This window comes from Clostridium manihotivorum, from assembly GCF_004015185.1.
GTDB classification, from domain to species: Bacteria; Bacillota; Clostridia; order Clostridiales; family Clostridiaceae; genus Clostridium_AR; species Clostridium_AR manihotivorum.
The window spans coordinates 5491631-5514815 of record NZ_CP025746.1; the positions used below are offsets into that span (position 1 = coordinate 5491631).

The window sequence follows — 23185 nt, forward strand, 5'->3', positions numbered from 1 at the left end:
AACTTTAAATCTATTAATTAATAGATAAACGCTCAATATATCTAGATGTTATTAGCCTATAAAGAGTAAAATAATCCCGCGCCTTTTATTATTTCTTGCTCTTCAAACAAATTTGAAACAGCATCCTTATACTCGCTTAAATTTTGTGATTTTCTTATCTTTTTACCATATTTCTTATTATCAGAAAATATGTAAATCATATATCCCCATAGTTCTTTCATTCTAAACATAGCATTTTTTTCATCATTATATACTTCTATATAAGTACTTAAAATTTCATCATGAAACTCTTTTAATACTTTCTTATCTATATTATCATTACTTCTTATCTCATCCATCAAGCCCGGGTTAGCTAATATACCTCTTCCTAACATCATAGTATTTAACTCTGGAAAAGCCTTTATTAATTCATTATGATCCTGTAAGGTGAAAATGTCACCATTATAGCATATAGGATTAGTGCTTAAGGACATTGCGTCTTTAAATACTTGTAGATTAGGCTTGTTTCCATAGAAATCCTTTTGAGTTCTTGGGTGAATAATCAATTCTTCCATAGGATATTTATTATAAATTTTTATAAGTTCATAGAATTCTTCTGGGCTAGTTTTTCCTATTCTAGTTTTTACTGAAATCTTAATATCATCCATTTTAAATATTTCTTCTAGAAATCTGTCCAACTCTTCCCTTAATGCTAAAAATCCTGATCCCCTGTTTTTTGACACAACTGTTCCTGCAGGACATCCTAAATTCAAATTAACTTCATTGTATCCTAATTGCTGTAGCTTTCTAGAAGTATTAATAAAATCCTCTGCATCGTTGCTAAGCATTTGAGGGACTATATTCATTCCCTTATTATTTTCAGGTAGAGCATCTCTTAGCTCTTTACTTTTAAGACTTGATCCCTTATTGGTAACAATAAAAGGAGTAAAGTACTTATCAATATTATGAAAAAACTTTTCATAGGTATTTCTATATATATATCCAGTAATTCCTTCCATAGGTGCTAAGTAATATTTCATCTAATGACTCCTTGTATAAATGTATCTTTATTTTATTTGTATATATTAAATTTATAACCTTTTTCATTATAAATAAAAATTCACCACATTTCTATGGTGAATTTTATAAATCCTACTTATATGCTCATAACGGTGATTTACGTTTTTATAGAAAATTTCCTTAGTAAAACTTTTTCTTATACTAAATAATATTTCTTATTTCAGAGATAGTCATGTCCGTATCTGGTTTAAACTCCTTGGAACGTACATAATTCAGAATACTGAACAGGAATTGTCTTCCTTCTGGTTTATCCATTATTTTATCAAAATCACAAGTACAAACTAAGAGTTTCCCCTTCGACACATTGCATTCAAACAACATACCTAGCTTATGATTTCTTTCAAAATTGTCAATGGTCTGAACTATAGGACTTAATTCCTTTGGAGTACTATCCATTATAATAGAACGTGAATTAGAAACTATACTCCACCACTGATAAGTAGAGTACTCCTCACAAGTAAAATCCTTAAAAACAGGATGATTATTTTTTATAAGTAAGCCCATGGTCCCTACTGGCACTTCCCTTTTCATGCTTTCAGAAATGGAGCGAAACATTGGATAGCACCAAAAGTCTGAAGCGTAGAAACCTTGGATAGAGTTTTTTAATACATTAAGCTTTGGCAAAAGAATTACATTTTGTCCATCTTCAAGTAAAGTTTCTGCTTCTGAAGATAATTCATTAAATATGTTTAAAGCTGAATAATCAATAGAAACTTCCTCTGGATAAATCCACAAATCATAACTGTTATGAATATTAAGTTTCTCTATTTCAAGTTCTAAAGTAACTTTTTTCATACCTTCTACCTGTGGCATCTTAAAGCTAATATCACAGATATCAATGTAATTATTATCTTGAGTACCTGAAATATAAGCCTCACCATTTTCGTATATTGTTGTGCTATCCTTAAGACGCCATGATAATCTTAAACTTTCCAATTTAAGATTTCTGTAACAGCAAAGCTCAATATGAGCGTTGAAATTTTCTTTTTCTACATAATTATACTTTTCAAATCTGGCTAAAAGCACCATATCGGAACAAAAGCTTTTCCACTCCTCTGGAGAAACTAGGCCTTTTGACTCCATAAATGCATCTAATATTCCAACTAAAGCTGTTCCTTGCCCAGAGAAGTCTTGAATATCTAAAACTTGAAATCCTGCTAACTTCCTTGAGCGAAAGGCTGCTTCTAACTCTTCCTTATAGCAAGCTACTGAAAGCTTTCCTGAACATTTAAAATATTTATCTGCTAGGTGTGCCAAGTTTTTTTCTTCCAAACGTTTTTTGAATACCTCAAAGTTTTTTGCTTTTAATGACCCTTTATATTTTTCTATTTCATGAAAATTAGGAAAAGTTGCATACTGACCAATCTCATGGGACACTACAGGAAGCTGTGGGATAAGATTATCATTAGAACTAGTAGTTCTAACCTTCTTTACTCCAGTTCCAAACTGAATCTCTACAGTATCTCCAGTACCTTCTTCAGCATTATCACCAGAATTAGTATAACATGGTGCTATATTTTCGTCGTAATCCTTCATTGTATTAGGCATATCTCTTTGAACGTGTCCCAGTGGAGCATCACACATAGCATAAGATCCCCTTATCAGTCTATCCCTTGAAAATCTTACCCCACAAAAGAAATCATCATTTTCTAAAATAACTGGAGTAAACTGAAAGTTATTTGAGCCCTGTGTGTAAAGATGTCGATTATCAAAACTTTTATAATTCTTAAGTATAATATCTAATCTTTCTTTACTTCCCCAAAGCTCATTTCCTAAAGACATCATCACAAAAGATGGATGATTGCCAAAGCTTTTAAGAATGGAAAAGCCTTCACTAATCAAAAAATCTTGTTCAGCTTGATTATGATTTTCATCCTTTTCATCAGTTACGGTTCCCCAAAATGGTAGTTCTGGCTCCATATACATGCCTAGCATATCTGCTGCTGTAAAGGCAGCCTCTGGTGGACAACAGGTATGGAAACGATAATGATTTATTCCATAATTTTTTGATATTTGCAACACCTTTAGCCATTCATCTATGGTTGTTGGAGCAAAGCCTGTAAGTGGGAAAATCATGCCATCGTGCTTACCACGAAGAAAAGTCTTTGTCCCATTTATTTCGAACTTGTCTTTGCTGGCCTTAAATTCACGTATACCAAATGTGATTTCTTTTGTATCAATTGTTATTCCACCAATAATCATTTTAAGGTAAAGTTTATACAAATTAGGTTCATACTCGCTCCAAAGTAGAGCCTCTTCACCTAATGGATACTCTATAGATATTTCATTTGAATCAAAATTGAAGCTTCTTTCTTCTACTACATGTCCAATTTTACTGTTAAAACTAACTGCTGATACTGATATACTCCCACTGCTTGTACCAACACTTTTTACTTTTATATTAACTGATTTTTCTCTTATATCCGGATAAACCTGAACATCTTCTATATATGCTTTATTAAATACCTGCAATTCAATTATTCCAGTAATCCCATTCCAATTAGTTTGAGTATCTTGAGAGGTTAGATGCCCTCCTTTTGTAGGATAAGCTGTATTATCCACAAGTATAGTAATTAAATTCTTTCCCTTTTTTAAATACCCTGTTACTTCATAAATATGAGGAGTACAAAGACTGTTTTTGGTTCCAACCTTCACATTATTTATCCAGACAGTAGTAATACGGGTACGCTCTAGATACAAAAAGCTTGTCTTATCATAAATATCATCAGGAACCTCAATTTCTTTGGAAAACCAAGCATATCCTTCAAATTTATATTCATCAGTTAAACACCCAACCTCTATACTTTTATTTTTCTTACCTTTTTGAGAATTAGATGTTGTTCCAGGAAGTAGGATTTTATCATTAAAAGGATACTTTATGCCTTTCTTCTTCTCGTCTAGTTCAAAATCCCAAGTACCACTCAAATCAATTTTTGTGTACATTATATTCACCTCTCATATATTAAGTTAACCCAATTATAAGTTTTCATAAAGGTTCCCTATAGGTATCCAACTTCAACTATTAATTTATATATGCCCGATAATCCCCAGAAGCCGGTATTATCGAACATACATAAATTAAGTTTTCGTAAAGGATACCTATATATATACCCTTTACATAATTATATGTTAATCCTTTACATATGTAAATTTAAGTATGTTAAACCATATAAATAAAACTCCATAACTACTCATTATACATTTTTCTAGATCTTTTTCTCCTGGCATGCTAAAACTAGCCAATTAGTATCCTTCTTTATGCTTATTCTCTTCTTCAAATTATATTTATTTTCTCCACTCTTAATGACTAACAAAGCTACAACAGTATATATCTAAAAAAATAGCATAAATTAAAATGAAATCTTAAGTACTTACACATATGTTATTTTAAAAATAGGCTATATTTAATAATATTTTTGAAATTAAGTGGTTACTATTAATTAATAGCTGTAAAAATATATTCCCCTTATAAGGTATATAAATATATAGAGCATAGTTAGCGGAGGAAATAAAAATGAATATATTAAAAAATGTAATGGATGATGTGTTGAGAAGAAATCCAAATGAACCTGAGTTTCATCAGGCAGTAAAGGAAGTACTATTATCACTAGAGCCAGTTGCAGAAAAACATCCTGAATGGGTTACAGATAAAATCTTTGATAAGATCGTTGAACCTGAAAGACAAATAATCTTTAGAGTTCCATGGATTGATGATAAAGGCGTAGAGCATATTAACCGTGGCTTTAGAGTTCAATTTAATAGTGCTATAGGGCCCTACAAAGGTGGATTAAGATTTCATCCATCAGTTAATATTGGAATAGTAAAATTCCTAGGTTTTGAGCAAATATTCAAAAACTCATTAACTGGTCTTCCCATTGGAGGCGGTAAAGGTGGTAGTGATTTTGATCCAAAGGGTAAGTCAAATTCAGAGATAAAAAGATTTTGTCAAAGCTTTATGTTAGAGCTTAATAGGCACATTGGTGAAAATACAGATATACCAGCCGGAGATATAGGGGTTGGCGGACGTGAAATAGGATATATGTATGGTATGTATAAAAAAATAAATAATGAATTTACTGGAGTTCTAACTGGCAAAGGCTTGAACTATGGAGGAAGCTTAGGAAGAACTGAAGCAACAGGTTATGGCCTATGTTACTTTATGAATGAAGCCTTAAAAGCAAAGAGTAAATCTTTTTATGGTGCTAATGTTGTTATCTCAGGATCAGGCAACGTAGCTATTTATGCACATCAAAAAGCAACTCAATTAGGCGCTAAGGTTATAGCTATGAGCGACTCTAGTGGCTATATTTATGATGACAACGGGATAAATTTAGATACAATAAAAAAGATTAAAGAAGTAGAAAGAAAAAGAATAAGTGAATATATAAAATATCATCCTACTGCCACATATACTGAAGGGTGCATTGGAATATGGACAGTAAAGTGTGATATAGCCCTTCCTTGCGCTACTCAAAATGAAATAGATCAAAACTCTGCTAAAATCTTAATTGATAACGGCTGTTACGCCGTTGGTGAAGGTGCAAATATGCCTTCCACAATAGAAGCCGTTGACCTTTTTATTGAGAATAAAATCATTTTTGGTCCTGCCAAAGCTGCTAACGCAGGAGGTGTTGCTACATCTGCTCTAGAGATGTCTCAAAATAGCATGAGGTATTCCTGGACCTTTGAAGAAGTTGATGATAAGCTGCAAACCATAATGAAAGGAATATATGAAAAATGCAGTACAGCTGCAACTGAATACGGGTACGAAGATAACTTAGTGATAGGGGCTAATATTGCTGGATTTATTAAAGTCGCTGAAGCTATGTATGCCCAAGGAATATAATTATTTAACAAATTAATCATTTATAAAAATTCGCTAAATCTACCTAACCCATGACATTTTTATCATGGGTTAACTTATTTAATCACTTGCAGACCTGTCCATTGAACCCTATACTATATTTAGTAGCATATTTTTTTGCTAAAGCTGTACTATGGATAAGCTATTTTATTGTAAAGTGGACATCCATGTAAAACTCATGAAACGAGAGGAATATATATGAGAAAAAAAGATGTATTAGAATTGAAAAGACGTTTAAAAAAGGACGACTGTACCTTTACAAAAATGTGTGGCTGCTATGTAGATGCTGAAAAAAATACAGTATTAAAGATTAAAGAAACCTTTTTAACCCTAAGAGAAGAAGAATTCTTTAAGTATTTAGAAGTTGCAAAAAAGGTGTTATCTGGAACAGTAGGAAACAACCTTCTAGAGCTTAACTTTCCTCTTGAAGAAGGAGGTATCGGAAGTAAACAGCTTTCTTTATTGGAATTAAAGAAAAGCGGATTAAAGAATGATGCACTACTAGATGACTTTTATAGATTAATCATAGATAGCTACGACTATGCAGGTAACTATTTAATACTTGTTTTTCACGATGCTTACGATGTGCTTACAAGAACTACAGATAATGCTAAGTTAGATGAATCTGAAGAAGTATATGAATATATTTTATGTGCAATATGCCCAGTAACACTTTCAAAACCAGCTCTTGGATACTTTGAGGACGAGAATAGAATTGGTGCCCGTATCAGAGATTGGGTAGTTGGTGCCCCTGATCTTGGCTTTGTTTATCCAGCGTTTATTGACCGTAGCTCTGATATTCACTCAATTATGTATTATGCTAAGAATGCTAAGGACACTCATCCAGAATTAATGGAAGAAGCTCTAGGCTGCAGTTCAAAGCAAACTGCTACAGAACAAAAGGAAGTTTTCCAAACTATAATTAGCAAAGCTGTTGGTTATGATGACAAAAAATCCGAGCACATATTGTTGGAAATTCAAGAAACCCTCAATAACATGGTAGAAGAAAACGTAGCAATAAACGGTAAAGATGCTGAACCTATAGTTCTTACCAATGATAATATTCAAGAAATTCTTATTGAAAGTGGTATTCCAGAAGAAATCACTGAAAAAATAGAAAGAACTTATACAGAAAAATTTAGTGATACTCCTCCTGTAATAGACAACCTAATAGATAAGAAAGCTCTTGCAGTAAATGAGCAGAGAAAAAAAGAAGAAAAGCTTGAAAAGAAAGTTCGTATATTAGAAGAAAGACTGGAACAAACAAAACAGGAAGCGGCTTTGACCTTAGAAAAAGAGGCAGTTGTAGAAACAGATAATAATAGAACTTTGGAAGAAACTACTTCAAATTTAGATAGCGCTTCTGAGGCTAATTCAGAAACAGCTTTGGATATCAGTTTAGATGCTAACTTTGCTTCTGAGGTAGACACAGATACTGGTATAGATAATACTACTGATTCAGAATATGATATTGTAGTTAAAGTAAAACCTCAAAAGATATCTCAAATAAAATCACAAATCATAGACGGTAAGAAGTGCTTAGTTATTCCACTAGATGAAAATGAGCAAGCTAATGTAAATGGTGTTACAGATATACTTTAATTAATAATATAGAAATTTATATATTATTAATTAATCTGCAAGCATCCAGCTTAGCTACCATCTTATTTTATAGCTTCATAAAGAGACAAGCTATCACTATTATATTTCATAAAGCTTTAGCTTCGTGGTTATGTGGCTATAAATTAAACCCACAAGGAAATTGTTAATTATAGATTTCCTTGTGGGTTATATTATACTAAGATATGTTCTTTCTCAAAATGTCTAAAGTATGCGCACTTGCCCCCAAAAGATCAGGTCTTTCACAGGTAGAAAGATGATACTCAATGAAAACCTTGAAGGTATCTTCATCCATAGCATTTAATATAGGTCTCATATAATTAGTAGGACCATCCGCTGCAACTAACTTTACTCTCTCTATTGCTGCAGCCTCATTTATCTTGTCAATATCTTCAATTCTTACATAATCATATAAATCCTCTGGTTCAGCTATAATATGAAAGTTCTCGTTTACCTTACCATTCTCAATAGATTTAAGTATATTATTTTCTTTAAAACCATAGGTTATTATGCTATATTCATTCATGCAGTACGCCACTAAGATAATTCCGCCAACCTTGGTTACTCTCTTAGCCTCTTCCAGCGCCTTTACCTTATCTTCAAACTTATATAAGTGATACATTGGGCCAAACACCAAGGTAACATCAAAAGTATTTTCATCAAATCTAGATAAATCTAGAGCTGTCCCTTGCATTGCTTTTACTGTACTTCCTTTTGATTTTAAAACTCCTAGATTGTGCTTCACAAGCTCTATAGCAGTAACATCATAGCCTTCCTCTGCTAGCTGTACAGAGTATCTACCAGTTCCTGCACCAACATCTAAGATTTTTGCAGCTTTATTATTATCTAAATAATCATGAATATATTTCATAGAAGTAATATATTCAACTTGTCCATGCCTTCTGGTTAATCTTTTATCTTCACAAAACTTATTATAGTATTTTTCAAGTTCCATTGTCATAGCTTTAGTTCCTTATCTATTTTAATCTTAAAATTATTGACTATAAATATTACACTATATCTTATCCTTTAAAATTATGCATCCCTAGTCATCACTGTCTAGGGGTGATTATTCTAATGGTAAATTATTACCTTTTATATCTATCAAACTAATAAATTTTATTAATTCATATTCTCATAATAAATTCTCTAACTAAAATATCTCTTTCAAATCCAAAGTAAATCCTTCTAAAACCTTAGATTTTACTACTCCTATTGAAGTCTTCATATCTAATTGTTCATACATAGCATCATCATTTAATGTGTATATAGTGACAGACTCTAACATAGGATTAATTATCCAGTATTCCTGTACTCCATATTTCATATATAGGTTCAATTTAGTTATTAAGTCATGCGATTGATTAGATTGACTAAGTATCTCGACTATCAAAGATGGAACTCCTATATACTTTGTTTCCGTAAACCCACTTTTATCACAAATTATACTCAAATCAGGTACAACTATTTTTGTTCCATCAAGTTTATCTTTTTTCAATTCAATATCATAAGGTGCTGAAAAAACTTCGCAGGTCTTACCTTCCAAGTAAATGCCCATCTTTATTTGTAGTCTACTGGAAATCCTTTGATGTTTTGTAGATGGTGACGGTGACATATATACTACTCCATCTATATATTCTAAGATACTATCACTTTCTTCTCTCATCTTCAAAAACTCATCTAATGAAATAGATATATTCTTTGCTAATGCCATACCTTTCACCTCAATTCTATAAAATCTTTTATATCTATTATATATCAACATAAATTCATTATAAACTTTTTCTTACCAGATATTTTTTAACTCCATATAAACTGCTGCCATGTCTAGCTTCCCTTTTCCACTTTCTTTTGCAGAAATATAAACTTTATTTACTTCTTCACCTAGTGGTAATATTGTTTTCATTCTATCGGCTTCAGCCTTAACAAGACCTAAGTCTTTTGACATTAATTCTAACATAAATTGAGCTAAGAATTCTTCCTTAATATACATATCTTTCTTAAGTTGGAATAGCCCATTATTCATGGAAGACTTTGAAATCAGCTCTATCATTTTTTCTTTATCCACACCCAATTTTTCTGCAAATACTAAAGTTTCAGCAAATCCTTGCCCCATAATCCCGAGTAGAAGATTTATTGATAACTTTGCTGAAGTACCTCTTCCATTATCTCCAAAGTATATAATGTCCTTGCCTAAAATGTTAAGATAAGGTGTACATGTTTTTATAGCATCCTCATCTCCTCCTACAAGTATGACTAACTGTCTAGATTGAGCTGCTCCAACCGAACCAGATACTGGAGCATCTAAGTAAGCGCCTCCTTTTTCTGATACCATTTTTGCAAATGATATTGAATCCTGTGGTGAAATTGTACTCATATCTACTACTATTTTTCCTGGCTTAATAGCCTGTAAAACTCCATTGTCCTGAATTAATACTTCCCTTACAGCATTTGCATCTGATAACATAATAAAAATAATATTCGATTGCTCCACTGTCTCCTTTGGCGAACTCATCGTATTTGCACCTAGCTCAACCAAAGCTACTGCCTTTTCTACAGAACGATTATATACATTAACTTTATTTCCTTCTTTTAAAAGATTCGTTGCCATTGGTGTTCCCATATGACCCAATCCAATCCATCCTAATGTGTTCATATTCATACCTCTTTTCAAATTTAATAAATAGTTATAATGTTGTCGGATACTGAGATAATATTATAGGCTCAATTCTTCATATTAAAAAACCACCAAAATACGATTTTTACATTTTGATGGTTCTAATTGTTAAGACAATATATTTATTAATGATAAATTACTACACAACAACTTCAAATATTTCCTTTTCTTCTATGCTATATTTTCTGCTACTATATTCTTTGTTTTTATTAAAACTAAATATTAAAAGATATCCTTTACCTAATCCTTCTATGCTTAAATAGTTTTTTAGCTGTTTTAATCCTTTTTGATGCGCTATGTCACCATGCCATATTTTTGTTTCAATAACATACTTATTTTGATTATATTGAATCACTACATCAATTCTTCTCTCTTCTGATATTTGTACTTCCTTATAATCAAACCCAACACCATTTATTATTGGTTTTAAAAATGACAAAAATAGCAAAACTCCATGCCTTTCTAAAAATTCAACATCTTTTGAACTATAATTTTCTTTCATAAATTGCTGAAATTTTAAAAGTATCTGTTCCATATTCAAGCCGTTATTAGTTGTTATAAAGTTATCCTTAAAATTATAAGAACTCATATTAGTCACATTCATTTTTGATATCATGTAATTATAAATTACTTCCCTGAGAATTTTATTAGACACTGCTACATTATTATTTTTATCTGCTATTAAGTATCCAAGCATGTGTCCGAGTTCTATTACTGGATTGTTTATATTGAATACTTGATTAATATTTAATATGAGTACATTATATATACATTCATATAGTTCCTTATTATTTTCTATATTCTTTATCAAATCATCAAAAAGCATATTTTTTTCATTAACTATTATTTTTACTGCTTTTTGAATTTCCTCTAATAGCCAAGGCCTTTTATTGTCTCTTAATATATCTTCATCTATAACTTGACATACCCTAGATACCAAAAAAGGATATCCATTGGTAAACTTAGATATTTCCTTACTCAATTTTTCTATATCTAATTCTAAATTATTTTCTTTTGAATACTCCTCTAGCATAGTTCCTATTTCAAATTCATTAAAACTCATATCTATATCAAACTTTACTGCTATATTCCAAGGAGAATTATATCTTATATCTGAATCATCTCTAAATTTTATCTTCAAGTTTTTAATATCATGTACTCCTGCTAAAATTACTGATTTAAATGTAGTTCCATTTACTTTTGCTCTACTTAAATATAATGATCTAAGCATCCCTAAAAAATCTAAAAACAACTTATTATTTGAAGCTTTATCCACTTCATCAATAATCAATATAACTTCCATGTTGCTAGTTATTTTCTTTATATTATTAATTAAATCTACGAATGTATAAACTGTATCTAATTCTACTCCAATAGACTCATTAATAGCATTCATAAAGTAATTACAAAAACTTTCTTCTGAATCAAATACAGAACCTAACCCTTCAAAATCTAAACTTATAACCTTGTATCTAGTCTTTAGTATTTCTTCAAGAGTATGAAGTGTTGTTGTCTTCCCATACTGTCTAGGTCTGTTTATTATAAAATAATGTTCTTTTTGAATTAACTTAATTATGCTCTTTAGTTTATAATCTATATTCACCATATAATGCTTATCAGATATGCACAAGCCTGTTGTATTAAAAGTTTTACCTTCATGCTCATCTTCTTCAAAAAACTTTAAATAATCTCTCATTACTTTCTCTTCTAAGCCTCACTTTCTTATATAGATTACCTTTTAATTCTTAACTAATGCTTCTTAAATTATAACACATTGATATCAAAGCTACTTTGAATTTGTTCAAGAATTTTTTTAATGTCTGATTCCTTTCCAGATGTTAGAAGCCACTTTATTGTGGTTAGTACTTAAGAGGAGTACCTGGTTGAATAATAGTCTAATAAGGAGCTGTCTTTACAGCTGTTATGAAGTATTAAGTATTGCGTGAAATTCTTCTTTAATAAATTTTCAATATCCTCATATAAGTTGATATCCTTTGTCCTAATTTTCCACAAAGCAAGTACTGTCTTTCTTTGCTCATATAGATACGCATAGGCTTTTTAATTGGATAGAACAAATACAAAAATAACTTGGTATTGCATAAGCCCAATTAAGACATAACAGGGAATATTATTCCTTAATTGGGCTTACACTTATTTAGATCTTCTTTATTCATTCACAGACATTTCTATTATACCCTTCTGTCTAACCCCTAACCATAGAATAATTCCTATCACACATGAAATACCTTCTGTAGCTGTCATAGTCCAAATAACACCATTAACAGCAAATAGCATGTTTCCTATAATCAAAATAGGCACAAATAAGACACCTCTAACAGCAGTCATAAAGTTTGATTGCACGCCAGCTCCTTGAGCTTAGAAGATTCCAGTGAAAAATTCACATAAGTCAGCAAAGACAGTTGAGCTATTAAAGTTATTTGACCAATGAAGCCATCTTGTTCATCGCTTCTAAAGCTCCGCTTAATTGGTTGCAATTACTTCTATAGCCTTAGAAATTATTGAAATTAAACATCAATTTTATGAAAGCTTTATTTTACTCAAATAGACAAAAACCCCGGACATTGCTGTCTAGGGTTTCTTGTAGAATCAAAGCATTAACTTTGAAATCCACTAACTATAATTCATCTATGCTATGTAACCTTTATCCATCTTAACGCTGGTAACTATCATAAAAAAATCTATGTCATTTGTGATATACCTAACTGTAAAGATATAATATAGATTTTAAAAAAGATATATGTATTAGTATTGAATGCTTAATAAACAAAGTGCATCTGCACTAGCTTTATGACCTACATCATTCATGTCTCTAGACTTAAAAGCCTTCTCAATTGTATTTACAGGCAATTGACCAATCCCCACTTGAATTAATGTACCAACTATTATTCTTTCCATATTTAGTAAAAATCCATTTGCTGTAATTATGATAATAATTTCATTTTTGGTTTCACTTATATCAAGAGAAAGTATTTTTTTAACCGATTTCTTTGTTTTCTTATTAGTAGTAAAAGCTAAGAAATCATGTTCACCTACAAGGTACTTTGCAGCTTCTTTACTTTTAGCTACATTTATTGTTTGGTTCATTAAGTGAACATAATGTCTTTCAAACAAAGGACGATTAGGTGCATCTTTCTTCCATAATCTATATTCATAAGTTGCACTTTTCATTAAATATCTGCTATGGAATCTTTCATCCACAGCCTCTACTGATAATATGATAATATCATCTGTTAAGTATTTTTCAAAATAATCAAAGATTTCTTTTTCACTTAATTTGTTATCTGGTGCTATAAAGTTCACAATCTGCCCTTTAGCATGTACTCCAGCATCAGTATTAATTGCACCAATAACCTCTATATCTTTTTCATAAAGCTTTGATAATATCGCTTCCAACTTACCTTCAATACTCTTTTCCGCATTATCCTTGGATTTATTATACCCTATATATTTTCTACCATCATAGGCTATCATCATCTTATAATTTTGCATTTGAATCCTCCTTTTTATAAATACCAATCAATACATTGTATCATATACTAAGATAGGTTCATATATGTAAACTTTCTTATTAGAAATTCTTTATCAGTATTCCTCTCTTTACAAAAAATATCTGAAATACTTCATTTATATATAATGAAAAAATCATACAACATCATGACATGTAGATTCTTTAATGAATTATATATTAGAATATCCTAGATATTTGCTAATCTGCTTATATAAAGATTTGAACTTAATCGAAAAAGGTGTTATGCTTTCAATGTTAACCTTAGTAAAAAGTATTACATAAATATATAATGTAACATTTAAAATACTAAAGACTATATTAAAGTGCTTATCTTATAGGCTCTTTTTTAATTATAAAGCGAGGTCTAATATGTTAAAAATCGATAACTTATCCTACTCATTTCCCCAAAAGGACCTATATGACAAAATCTCATTTACCTTAGAATATGGTCAACATTGTGCTTTTATAGGAACAAATGGTACTGGCAAAAGTACTCTCATAGATATAATTATGGATCCTGAAAAATATATGTTCGATGGTACCTTAGAGATGGACCCAAACTGTAAAATCGGATATGTAAGTCAATTCTCTCAGCTAGAAAAAACAAAAGAAATTACAGTTTTCGAATATATAGGAGAATATTTTATTAAACTACAAAATGAAATAACCTCTATCTGTACCGAAATGGAAACCTCTTCGGATATTGATACTCTACTAGAAAAATATCAACAAGCTCTAGATGCATTCAATGCAATTGATGGGGACTTTTTTGAAGATACTATTAATAAAAATTTAAACCTTGCAAATTTAATGAATCATAAAGATTCAATGATATCTGATCTAAGTGGCGGTGAATTCAAGCTTATCCAAGTGATAAAAGCAATGCTAACCAATCCAGACTTAATTATTATGGATGAACCGGATGTATTTTTAGATTTCAAAAACCTTAATTCCCTTAAAAATCTTATTAATTCACATAAGGGAACAATGTTAATTATTACACATAATAGATATCTATTGAATCACTGCTTTAACAAAATTATTCATCTTGAAAACCTAGAACTACAAGAATTCGATGGCAACTATATTGATTATAACTTTTCACTGCTTCAAACTAAAATTGAATTGCAAGAACTAGCTGCTGCTGATACTGCAGAAATTGAAAGAAACGAAATCTTAATTAATAAACTAAGAATTATTGCTACTGAGAATGCTGAATCTTTTAGAGGAAAAACTCTAAATGCCAGAGTTAAAATTCAAGAAAGATTAGAAAAACGTAGAATTAAAGCACCTTTTGTGGATATTAAAGAAGTGAATATAGATTTAGTTCCAGATAATATTATAGAAGAAGACATTGCTCTAAAAGTTAATAATTACAGTGTTGCCTTTGACGAGGTACTTCTAGAAAATGTTAGCTTTGAACTTAATTCAACTGATAAAGTAGCCATTATAGGTTTAAATGGTACTGGAAAAACTACTCTTATTCAAGATATATTTGAAAATAATCATATTTCTATTGAGTTAAGTGAACACATTAAAGTGGCTTATTTATCTCAAATCCAAGACAAAACAATAACTGATTCTAATACCATACATGAAGAATTCTTCGATGCTGGTTTTAAGACTTATGACCAGATTAAAGAATATATTTCAACCTATGGTTTTGGAGAAGAACAAATGAATCGAAAGATAGGAACTTTATCCGGCGGCGAAAAAAATATGCTTCAATTGGCTAAACTTTCTTCTAGTAAAGCAAATATGTTGCTTCTTGATGAACCAACAAGTCATTTAGACACCTATTCACAAGTGGCTCTAGAAAAAGCCCTAAAAAACTATAAAGGTTCAATCCTAATGATTTCTCATGATTTCTATTCAATAGTAAATTGTATGGATTCCGTTTTAATCATTGAAGATAAGTCAATTAGAAAAATGAGCATACGTAAATTTAGGAAAATGATCTATTCTAATTATTTTGACAAAGACTATCTAGAAGTTGAACAAAACAAAAAAGCTCTTGAAACCAAAATAGAGTTGGCTTTAAAAGCTAATGATTATACTCTTGCAAAAACTTTATGTGAAGAGTTAGAGGGGATAATTAAATTGATGAATGGGACAAAGTGGCTTCCCCTTCTTTATTAAGTTTACAAGAACAGTTCCTACAAAATATCTTCAAATATTAGAGACCACATTGAATATTACCTCAATGTGGTCTTTATTATTACTTTATCAACAAAATTTTGTGTTAAGCTTTTACACTCATATATATACCTATTACTTAATTTATCTGATTGCTTAAAACAAGTTTTTCTTATTTTTATTTCATTTCATCAACTGCAGTTTTACCAGCAATTCTTCCGAAGGTAAATATATCAGTTAATGCATTACCGCCAAGACGGTTACCTGCATGGATACCTCCAGCAACTTCTCCAGCAGCATAAAGATTTTTTATTGGTTTATCATTTTCGTCTAATACGTGAGCTTTAGTGTCTATCTTAAGTCCACCCATTGTATGATGAACTGCTGGCTTTCTAGGAGTAGCATAAAACGGTGCTTTTTCAACCTTTAAGCTAAAGGTATCCTTATGGAATTCTGGATCAAAGCCTGCATCAACATATGAATTATATTTATTAATAGTGTCTACAAGAACTGCAGGGTCCATTCCAACTTTTACTGCCAACTCTTCTAGGGTATCTGCTCTAAATAAAGTACCAGCTTCTACCTGACGGTCTAACCTTTCTTGACTTGTATTAGCTGCAGTTTTCTTTATTTCATCATCAGCTATAAGGTAGAATAAACCACCCTGTTCAATAGCAGCCTTTGTTAAAACATCTCTTCCAGAGAATTCATTAATAAATCTTTTTCCTTCTTTATTAACCATTACAAAGTTTTCAGGAGGTACTTGAACTCCACTGAATAATTCACCAGTTTCAGGATCGGCTACAGGCATCATTTGAGTAAAGCCCATTCCTACAAGTGCTGCTCCTACAGATTTACCAAGTAATATTCCATCACCAGTCATAGCGTAGGAATTAGTAGTCTTTACATCATCAGCAATTTCATTCCAGTAAGTGTTGTATTCTTTTAGCATCTTTGTGTTTGCACCAAAACCACCACTTGCTAGCACTACTGCTTTTGCATGAACAGTTATCTTTTGGCCATTAACACCAGTTGCTATAACTCCTTTTATTTCGCCATCTTCTATGATAAATTCTTTTACAGGGCTATCAGTAATGATTTTTCCTGAGTTATCTTGTACATATTTTGTTAGTGCAAGTATAAAGGATGAACCATGGCTTTTGGTAGGCTTATGACCACGACGCCAAAGTGCACCAACAGGAGCAAATACTATGCTCTTATCGTACTCAACCCCTATTTCCTCTAACCATTTAACACTTTCTAAAGCTCTGTCTGTAAGTATCTTTACTAGATCATATTGTCCGTATATGGTGTTGCCATTAAGGTCAGTTCTTTTACCACCAAAATATGTTTGCATTCTATGAAGTAGTGGAGAGTCAAATAGATGTCCCTTTTGTGTACCGAATTTCTCCTGGTAAGCTGAAAACTCTTTTCTAAGTGCACGGAAATCATCTATGTATTCTGGATGAATCAAGCTCTCATCTGTATCTAGTAGTGCTTCGATGGTATGTCTTTCTCCTAGATTTTCTTCAAACTGCATCTGCCACTCTGGATCTGCAGCATTGATAGGACCACCTGAACGTATTGTATTTCCACCTACTGCTGGATATTTCTCAAGAACAATAGCACTTGAACCATTTTGCAGCGCTGTTGCAGCCGCACTTAGTCCAGCGCCGCCTCCACCTACAACTACTACATCACAAGTATATTCTTCGTCTTCTTTAATTAAGCTGCTAGCAGGCTTTGGACGTCTCTTAAGTATGTCAGGATTAACTCCTGCAAGTTTAACTGCTTTTGCTACACCGTCTATTACAGCATTGCTAGTTTCTGAAGCACCTGAAAGAGCATCAACATTCAATGTCTGTCCTTCGATTATTTTATCTGGAATTCTTACAAAAACTACATCTGCAAGACCTTCTGTCTCGCCCTCTGTATTTATAGCTATACTTTCTATTCTGTTCTCACTAAAGGATACCTTCATTGGAAGACTTCCGCTGTGCCCTATTGCACTTACCTCATATACTCCTGGTTTGAAGGTAAACTCTTCTTCTTCGTTTAGCTGATTTGAAATCTTTGCAAAACGCATAAAACGTAAGAAGCATATTTCTAGGAAATCTATGGTTCTTTCATTGTTTAGATTACCTTGTTCATCAAATGCTTTATTTGCACTTCCAAGTAAAAATTCATATCCTGGCATTACATTTGCATCAACACCTGGTGCATCTAGGATTTGACGAAGATGTAGCTGTGCACGAGAAGAACCTTGAGTATCAAGAGAAGCACCAAGGATCATTACTGGTTTGCCAGCAAGTGGATGAAGATCAAAGCTTAGCCATTCAATTAAACTCTTAAGACTAGATGGTATTGAGTGATTATACTCAGGAGTAGCTATAATAACACCATCACTTTCTGTAATCTTATTATTGAACATCTGTATCACTTCACTTGAGGACTGATTATCAGATTGATTAAACATAGGAACATCTTTAATCTCAAGTATCTCTATTTCTGCCTTTGACTCAAAGTACTTTTTCATAAACTGAAGGAGTTTACGATTATATGATCTTTTTGCACTAGTTCCAACAATTGCTATAAATTTCATTTATATTAATCCTCCTACTCTTGCCAAGTGAATTTTTTTACTTTTTTATTTAAAGCTTTTTCTGCTAAAAGTTTTGATGTAATATCTGTAAATAGAAGAAACTCTCTAAAAATTTCATCTAGCTCTGATAGCTTGTCTAAATAAATAAGATTTCCTTCGCTATCAAATGCACCTTGTGATCTTCCTAAAAGGAATTCACTGCTTGGCATTATTCTAGCCGCAAGCTCAGGTGAATCAAGTATTTGTCTAAGATGTGCCTGTGCACGAGAAGAACCAAGTGTACCAAGAGAAGCTCCCACAATTAAAACAGGCTTGTCAGTAAGTGCTTGACTAGTGTAACTAATCCATTCAAGAGCACTCTTTAAAACCGCAGGTATGGCATGGTCATACTCTGGAGTTGCTATTATTACTCCATCTGCTTTAAGAATTTTATCAGATAATTCTGCTACCTTTTCAGGAATATCAGTATCCTCTGGCTCATTAAAGGCAGGTAAAGCCTTAATTTCATATAGTTCGATCTCTGCCTCATTAGAAAAATGCTTTTGCATAAATTGAAGCAGCATACGATTAGTTGACACGTCTGAGTTAGTACCTACAATTGCTAAATACTTCATAGTAATCCCCTTTCTCTATTTCAAAATTTCATGATTTCATAATTCAATAATTCCTTGATATAATTTTAACATGTTGAGTATATTATATCTAATAGTTATTTATTGAAGTTTGATAACATATTTGTTATAATCAAACACATTAAAAAATACGTTATTGTTTCACAAAAGGATGATTTAAATGTCAAAATACTATTCTCAAGATATTTTGTATTATATTGATGCCATTTTAAAATACAGTAATTATGGCAAGGCTGCCAAATCACTTTATATTTCTCAACCTTATTTGACACAGGTTATTAAAAGGGTAGAAAGTCAGTTAGACTGTGAGCTTATCAATCGTAGCAATCTGCCATATCGATTAACGGAGCAGGGAAAGATATATTATCAGTATTTAACTTCAATAGAAAATAATTATGCTAAGCTGCTTAGGGAAATATCAGCTGTGTCAGATATAGATAGCAAGGTTATCAAGATAGGAGTACTTCCTAGCCTTGGAACCTACCTTTTACCTCTTTTTTTACCAAAGTTTTTAGATATGCATCCAAACTGTAGAATAGAGCTTTCAGAGGCTTTGCCAGAAAAAAATGAAAAACTAACTCAGAATGGTGAATTGGATTTTTGGCTTGGACAAAATTCAACAAATATTTCTCCTAACTTAAACTCCATTACTTGGGGCAGACACAGATACCGTGCTATTATTCCTCGCTGCTGTGATCTATATCAGAAAGACGTGGCCATTATTCCAGAAGGAAATATTGATATAAACAAGCTACTGTGTCAAAAGCTCATACTAACTTCCAAAGGTTCTGCTATAAGAAAGCAGATAGATCAGTTATTCAGCCTTTATAAGGTGCAACCCAAAATCATAATGGAAAGCACTGAAATCAATACGGTTCGTGAACTTGCAACCAGTAATTTAGGCCTGACCTTTATACCAGAAAGCATCTATGTAAAGGAGTGTCCATCTGAATACAATATATATGAAGTTCCAATGGATGAGCTTAGTTTAGATTATTTTATTGCATATCACAGTGAAAAAAAACTAAATGCCGTTGATAAAGACCTTATAGATGCATTTCTAGCTCATGGGCAAAATAATTTCAATATAGGAGATCAAGATGAATGAGTATACTAAGATAATATATCTTATGGGAACAAAAATCTCTCTATATATAAAGGGAGAGTCAGCTGAAAAGCTTGCTGAAAAGGCTGAGAACCTGCTGATTCACTATGAAGAAGTCTTTAGTGCCAACAGTGATAACTCACAGCTTGCCATGCTAAAAAAAGAAGCTTATTTGGCTCCACAAGAAGTAGATGAGGAACTGTATGATCTGATAAAAATAGGAAAAGATCATAGTCTATGTGAGAATTCATATTTAAATATTGCAATAGGTCCATTAATAAAATTATGGAGAATAGGTTTTAAGGAAGCACATGTACCTGAAAAAGAAGCTATAGTAAAGGTACTAGAGCTTTTAAAGCCTGGGAATATACAACTAGATGATGAAAAAAAGACTGTGTATTTCTTGAAAAAAGGCATTGAAATAGACCTTGGAGCCATAGCCAAAGGATATTTTGCTGATAAAGTTATGGAACTATTTAAGAAAAACGGTGCTGTTTCAGCTATGGTAGATATGGGAGGTAACGTCCTAGTCTTTGGAGACTCACCATCTGAAGGTGGTGACTGGAAGGTAGGAATACAAAATCCATTTCTACCAAGAGGCAATGCGGTGGCACTTGTAAAAATAAAAGATCAATCCGTTGTAACCTCCGGAATATATGAGAGAGTGCTTGAAAAGGATGGTAGTAGATACCATCATATATTTGACAGCAAAACAGGCTACCCAATAGAAAGCAATATAGCTTCCTTAACTATTATTGCTGACAAGTCCCTAGACTGTGATATATATACTACAAAATTGTTTGGATTAGATGCAGCTTCAATTATTCGTAGAGTCAATAGCATTAATGGTATGGGTGCTGTTGTAATAACTGTGGATGGAAAACTAGCCTATACAAATAATCTTATGGGAAGAATATATCCAGTAACAGTTTAAAGCAAAAATCAAATAGTTTACCCCCTAGACAAAAATGTTTAGGAGGGTATATGGCTGGGGAGATGGGTAAATATTAGTATCCTCGATATTATTGAGAGTGTAAAATAGTCTGTGTAAACTTCAGAAGATGATATAATAAATTATCAGTATGAAGGTAGCACAGACTATGTCTTTTTCTAAAGATGAATTAATAAAAATGCTTGCTAAGGATCCAAATATAAAAACAGCTGAGGATATTCAAAATGTATTGAAAGATTTGCTTGGAGGATTACTTCAGCAAATGCTTGAAGGAGAAATTAATGAACATCTAGGTTATGCTAATCACGACTATAAAAATAAGAATACAACTAACAGTAGAAATGGCAAGAGTCTTAAAACAATGAAGTCCGACTTAGGATTATTTGACCTTGATGTTCCTAGAGACCGTGACGGCTCATTTGAGCCGGAAATCGTAAAGAAGCATCAAACAGATGTATCTTACTTAGAAAGCTCAATTATCGGTGTAGATTGTCAAGTACTTTTGGGTTCTTTCCAAAGTTAGTTGAAAGTACGAAGTCTTTCGTAGGAAAGAACCTTTTTACGTATGGTCTCAAAAGTACACCTTCCATACATTATTCTCTTTATTACCTTTATCTTATTTACACTGCCTTCTGCTAATCCATTACTATATTTATACATGATAGCATTTTTGACTGCAGCTATATCTTTAGTTAATCCTTTAATAAAACTGTTGATTTCAGATATATTTAACTTCTTAGCATCTTCAAGCCAAGTGTCTAAAGCGTTTGGTTTCTTGCTAAATAAAATCTTCTTGAATGAATCTACCAATAAATATATTTTAGACAAGATAGGATATTCTTTACCTATTACTTCTAATTGTTCAATTGAAATAGCCTTGACTTTATCTAGTGGCTTATATAGTAATTTTATAAGATATTTACGATCAATCAATTCATACTTCAGATAATTAGAATCTATAACTTGCTTTATTAGTCTTCTTTTTCTTGTAGAATACATTCTTATTGCTGAAGCGGAGCCTGTATAACCGTTTAAACGTAAATGTTCTTCAATTATTCTAAATGTATATCCTTTTGTAAGTAAATCATCAATTATGCTATGAAATGGTGACAAAGGAGATTTTTTAGAAATTCCAAATGTGCCGTGAACTGCGCAAGCATTACTATCAAGGTATCTTCTAACGGTTTGTCTTGATATTCCTGTTTCTCTTGAAATTTCTCTTATTCCGTAACCTTGCTTATGCAAGTTACGAACTTGATTTAAGTTTTTCTCTTTCTTAGTAACATTTTCTTTATGATTTAAATTTGGAGAATCATTTTCCTTAAGAATTAACTCAGACTTGTCCAGAGAAAGATATTTATTAACAGTACGTATGTCCATCTTTAATTCTAATCCTATTTCTTTAGGAGATTTACCCTTATCATATAGAATATTTGCTTGATTTATTCTATTAAGCTTTCTCGTATTACCGTAAGCTGTTTCCTGCTTAAGATTTCTGCTTGTTTGTTTTTGCAACTTTACATTAAAACTCAGTATCTTAGTTAGATAGTTTTTGCAGTAGTCTGTTAAATTCTTCAATATATGAAATCTATCACTGATTTGAATTGATTTTGGATGAGCTTTCTTTATAGCAGTTGCATATGTCTGGGCCCCATCTCGTGAAATCACCTCCAAATTAGGATATGTTTTTAACCATTCAACAACATTATCTAATTCTCTAGAATCTAATATGTCTACAATATGTTTTGTTTCAATATCAATCATAACTGTTCCATAAGTGCTACGTTTTTTCATTGCAAAATCATCTATACAAACTTTAGTTACAGAGCTCTTATCTATTATATGAGTTTCTTTTTTTTAAGAGATTGCAAATGGTACTTTTACCTATATTTGCAATCCTATTTCTTATAATTCTTTCCGCTGCTAATGAGCTTACATTAACAGATATATTAATTATTATAGTGGCTCGATTGTCAAGACAAAAATATTTAAGTTTACAATGAACCATA

Annotated in this window: 17 protein-coding genes; 6 read left to right on the forward strand and 11 right to left on the reverse strand. The window is 31.7% G+C overall.

What is annotated here, in order from left to right; genetic code table 11:
• Nucleotides 1-56: 56 nt before the first annotated feature.
• Both C1I91_RS24455 and C1I91_RS24460 read right to left on the reverse strand, forming a co-directional pair.
• Nucleotides 57-1019 carry a tRNA dihydrouridine synthase gene (locus tag C1I91_RS24455; protein ID WP_128215253.1) on the reverse strand — a complete coding sequence of 321 codons (963 nt, stop codon included), beginning with the start codon at nt 1017-1019 and terminating at the stop codon, nt 57-59.
• A 181-nt stretch (nt 1020-1200) separates the two neighbouring features.
• Nucleotides 1201-4002, reverse strand: a complete 2802-nt coding sequence (locus C1I91_RS24460) for a glycoside hydrolase family 2 TIM barrel-domain containing protein (protein ID WP_128215254.1) — start codon at nt 4000-4002, stop codon at nt 1201-1203.
• Nucleotides 4003-4573: 571 nt separating this feature from the next.
• Here C1I91_RS24460 and gdhA point away from each other — a divergent pair.
• Together gdhA and C1I91_RS24470 are read left to right on the forward strand one after the other, a co-directional pair.
• Complete coding sequence (gdhA, locus tag C1I91_RS24465) at nt 4574-5905, forward strand: NADP-specific glutamate dehydrogenase (RefSeq protein ID WP_128215255.1); 1332 nt, start codon at nt 4574-4576, stop codon at nt 5903-5905.
• Between the two features lie 216 nt (nt 5906-6121).
• A complete protein-coding gene (locus tag C1I91_RS24470; protein WP_128215256.1) occupies nt 6122-7525 on the forward strand; it encodes a DUF4317 domain-containing protein in 1404 nt (467 codons plus the stop codon).
• 196 nt (nt 7526-7721) lie between these two features.
• Here C1I91_RS24470 and C1I91_RS24475 read toward each other — a convergent pair whose 3' ends face one another.
• From C1I91_RS24475 to truA, 6 genes are all read right to left on the reverse strand, one after another.
• Nucleotides 7722-8504, reverse strand: a complete 783-nt coding sequence (locus C1I91_RS24475) for a class I SAM-dependent methyltransferase (protein ID WP_128215257.1) — start codon at nt 8502-8504, stop codon at nt 7722-7724.
• A gap of 192 nt (nt 8505-8696) precedes the next feature.
• Nucleotides 8697-9257: a Uma2 family endonuclease gene (locus tag C1I91_RS24480; protein ID WP_128215258.1), complete on the reverse strand. Its 561-nt coding sequence runs from the start codon at nt 9255-9257 to the stop codon at nt 8697-8699.
• Nucleotides 9258-9329: 72 nt separating this feature from the next.
• Nucleotides 9330-10199, reverse strand: a complete 870-nt coding sequence (locus C1I91_RS24485) for an NAD(P)-dependent oxidoreductase (RefSeq protein ID WP_128215259.1) — start codon at nt 10197-10199, stop codon at nt 9330-9332.
• Between the two features lie 160 nt (nt 10200-10359).
• The gene (locus tag C1I91_RS24490) at nt 10360-11916 is read right to left on the reverse strand and encodes a GxxExxY protein (RefSeq protein ID WP_128215260.1); all 1557 of its coding nucleotides are present in this window, start codon (nt 11914-11916) and stop codon (nt 10360-10362) included.
• Nucleotides 11917-12386: 470 nt separating this feature from the next.
• A complete protein-coding gene (locus tag C1I91_RS24500; RefSeq protein WP_338032579.1) occupies nt 12387-12566 on the reverse strand; it encodes a hypothetical protein in 180 nt (59 codons plus the stop codon).
• A 417-nt stretch (nt 12567-12983) separates the two neighbouring features.
• Entirely contained in the window at nt 12984-13730 is a 747-nt protein-coding gene (gene truA, locus C1I91_RS24505; protein WP_128215261.1) for a tRNA pseudouridine(38-40) synthase TruA, read from the reverse strand.
• Between the two features lie 388 nt (nt 13731-14118).
• On the opposite strand from truA, the gene C1I91_RS24510 reads away from it, so the two are divergent.
• The gene (locus tag C1I91_RS24510) at nt 14119-15888 is read left to right on the forward strand and encodes an ABC-F family ATP-binding cassette domain-containing protein (protein ID WP_128215262.1); all 1770 of its coding nucleotides are present in this window, start codon (nt 14119-14121) and stop codon (nt 15886-15888) included.
• Between the two features lie 175 nt (nt 15889-16063).
• Here the strand turns inward: C1I91_RS24510 and C1I91_RS24515 are convergent, their stop codons facing one another.
• Both C1I91_RS24515 and C1I91_RS24520 read right to left on the reverse strand, forming a co-directional pair.
• A complete protein-coding gene (locus C1I91_RS24515) occupies nt 16064-18487 on the reverse strand; it encodes a flavocytochrome c (RefSeq protein ID WP_128215263.1) in 2424 nt (807 codons plus the stop codon).
• 14 nt (nt 18488-18501) lie between these two features.
• Nucleotides 18502-19101, reverse strand: coding sequence for an NADPH-dependent FMN reductase (locus C1I91_RS24520; RefSeq protein ID WP_128215264.1), 600 nt, complete (start codon nt 19099-19101; stop codon nt 18502-18504).
• 178 nt (nt 19102-19279) lie between these two features.
• Between C1I91_RS24520 and C1I91_RS24525 the strand changes: the two genes are divergently transcribed.
• From C1I91_RS24525 to C1I91_RS24535, 3 genes are all read left to right on the forward strand, one after another.
• Entirely contained in the window at nt 19280-20227 is a 948-nt protein-coding gene (locus tag C1I91_RS24525; protein ID WP_128215265.1) for a LysR family transcriptional regulator, read from the forward strand.
• Nucleotides 20220-21158 (forward strand): FAD:protein FMN transferase, encoded by a 939-nt coding sequence (locus C1I91_RS24530; protein ID WP_128215266.1) that lies wholly within the window; start codon nt 20220-20222, stop codon nt 21156-21158. Before C1I91_RS24525 ends, C1I91_RS24530 begins: the two co-directional genes overlap by 8 nt.
• 148 nt (nt 21159-21306) lie before the next feature.
• Complete coding sequence (locus tag C1I91_RS24535; protein ID WP_238475886.1) at nt 21307-21699, forward strand: transposase; 393 nt, start codon at nt 21307-21309, stop codon at nt 21697-21699.
• Here C1I91_RS24535 and C1I91_RS24540 read toward each other — a convergent pair.
• Nucleotides 21696-23018 (reverse strand): ISL3 family transposase, encoded by a 1323-nt coding sequence (locus C1I91_RS24540; protein ID WP_338032627.1) that lies wholly within the window; start codon nt 23016-23018, stop codon nt 21696-21698. The two genes, C1I91_RS24535 and C1I91_RS24540, sit on opposite strands and share 4 nt — an antisense overlap.
• Nucleotides 23019-23185 lie beyond the last annotated feature (167 nt).

What these genes read in the sequence shown, in the direction of transcription:
- C1I91_RS24460 (WP_128215254.1), bottom strand. Translation starts at nt 4,002, where the DNA reads ATGTACACAAAAATTGATTTGAGTGGTACTTGGGATTTTGAACTAGAC.
- truA (WP_128215261.1), bottom strand. Translation starts at nt 13,730, where the DNA reads ATGCAAAATTATAAGATGATGATAGCCTATGATGGTAGAAAATATATA.
- C1I91_RS24455 (WP_128215253.1), bottom strand. Translation starts at nt 1,019, where the DNA reads ATGAAATATTACTTAGCACCTATGGAAGGAATTACTGGATATATATAT.
- gdhA (WP_128215255.1), top strand. Translation starts at nt 4,574, where the DNA reads ATGAATATATTAAAAAATGTAATGGATGATGTGTTGAGAAGAAATCCA.
- C1I91_RS24480 (WP_128215258.1), bottom strand. Translation starts at nt 9,257, where the DNA reads ATGGCATTAGCAAAGAATATATCTATTTCATTAGATGAGTTTTTGAAG.
- C1I91_RS24510 (WP_128215262.1), top strand. Translation starts at nt 14,119, where the DNA reads ATGTTAAAAATCGATAACTTATCCTACTCATTTCCCCAAAAGGACCTA.
- C1I91_RS24520 (WP_128215264.1), bottom strand. Translation starts at nt 19,101, where the DNA reads ATGAAGTATTTAGCAATTGTAGGTACTAACTCAGACGTGTCAACTAAT.
- C1I91_RS24535 (WP_238475886.1), top strand. Translation starts at nt 21,307, where the DNA reads ATGAAGGTAGCACAGACTATGTCTTTTTCTAAAGATGAATTAATAAAA.
- C1I91_RS24485 (WP_128215259.1), bottom strand. Translation starts at nt 10,199, where the DNA reads ATGAACACATTAGGATGGATTGGATTGGGTCATATGGGAACACCAATG.
- C1I91_RS24500 (WP_338032579.1), bottom strand. Translation starts at nt 12,566, where the DNA reads ATGACTGCTGTTAGAGGTGTCTTATTTGTGCCTATTTTGATTATAGGA.
- C1I91_RS24470 (WP_128215256.1), top strand. Translation starts at nt 6,122, where the DNA reads ATGAGAAAAAAAGATGTATTAGAATTGAAAAGACGTTTAAAAAAGGAC.
- C1I91_RS24515 (WP_128215263.1), bottom strand. Translation starts at nt 18,487, where the DNA reads ATGAAATTTATAGCAATTGTTGGAACTAGTGCAAAAAGATCATATAAT.
- C1I91_RS24530 (WP_128215266.1), top strand. Translation starts at nt 20,220, where the DNA reads ATGAATGAGTATACTAAGATAATATATCTTATGGGAACAAAAATCTCT.
- C1I91_RS24475 (WP_128215257.1), bottom strand. Translation starts at nt 8,504, where the DNA reads ATGACAATGGAACTTGAAAAATACTATAATAAGTTTTGTGAAGATAAA.
- C1I91_RS24490 (WP_128215260.1), bottom strand. Translation starts at nt 11,916, where the DNA reads ATGAGAGATTATTTAAAGTTTTTTGAAGAAGATGAGCATGAAGGTAAA.
- C1I91_RS24525 (WP_128215265.1), top strand. Translation starts at nt 19,280, where the DNA reads ATGTCAAAATACTATTCTCAAGATATTTTGTATTATATTGATGCCATT.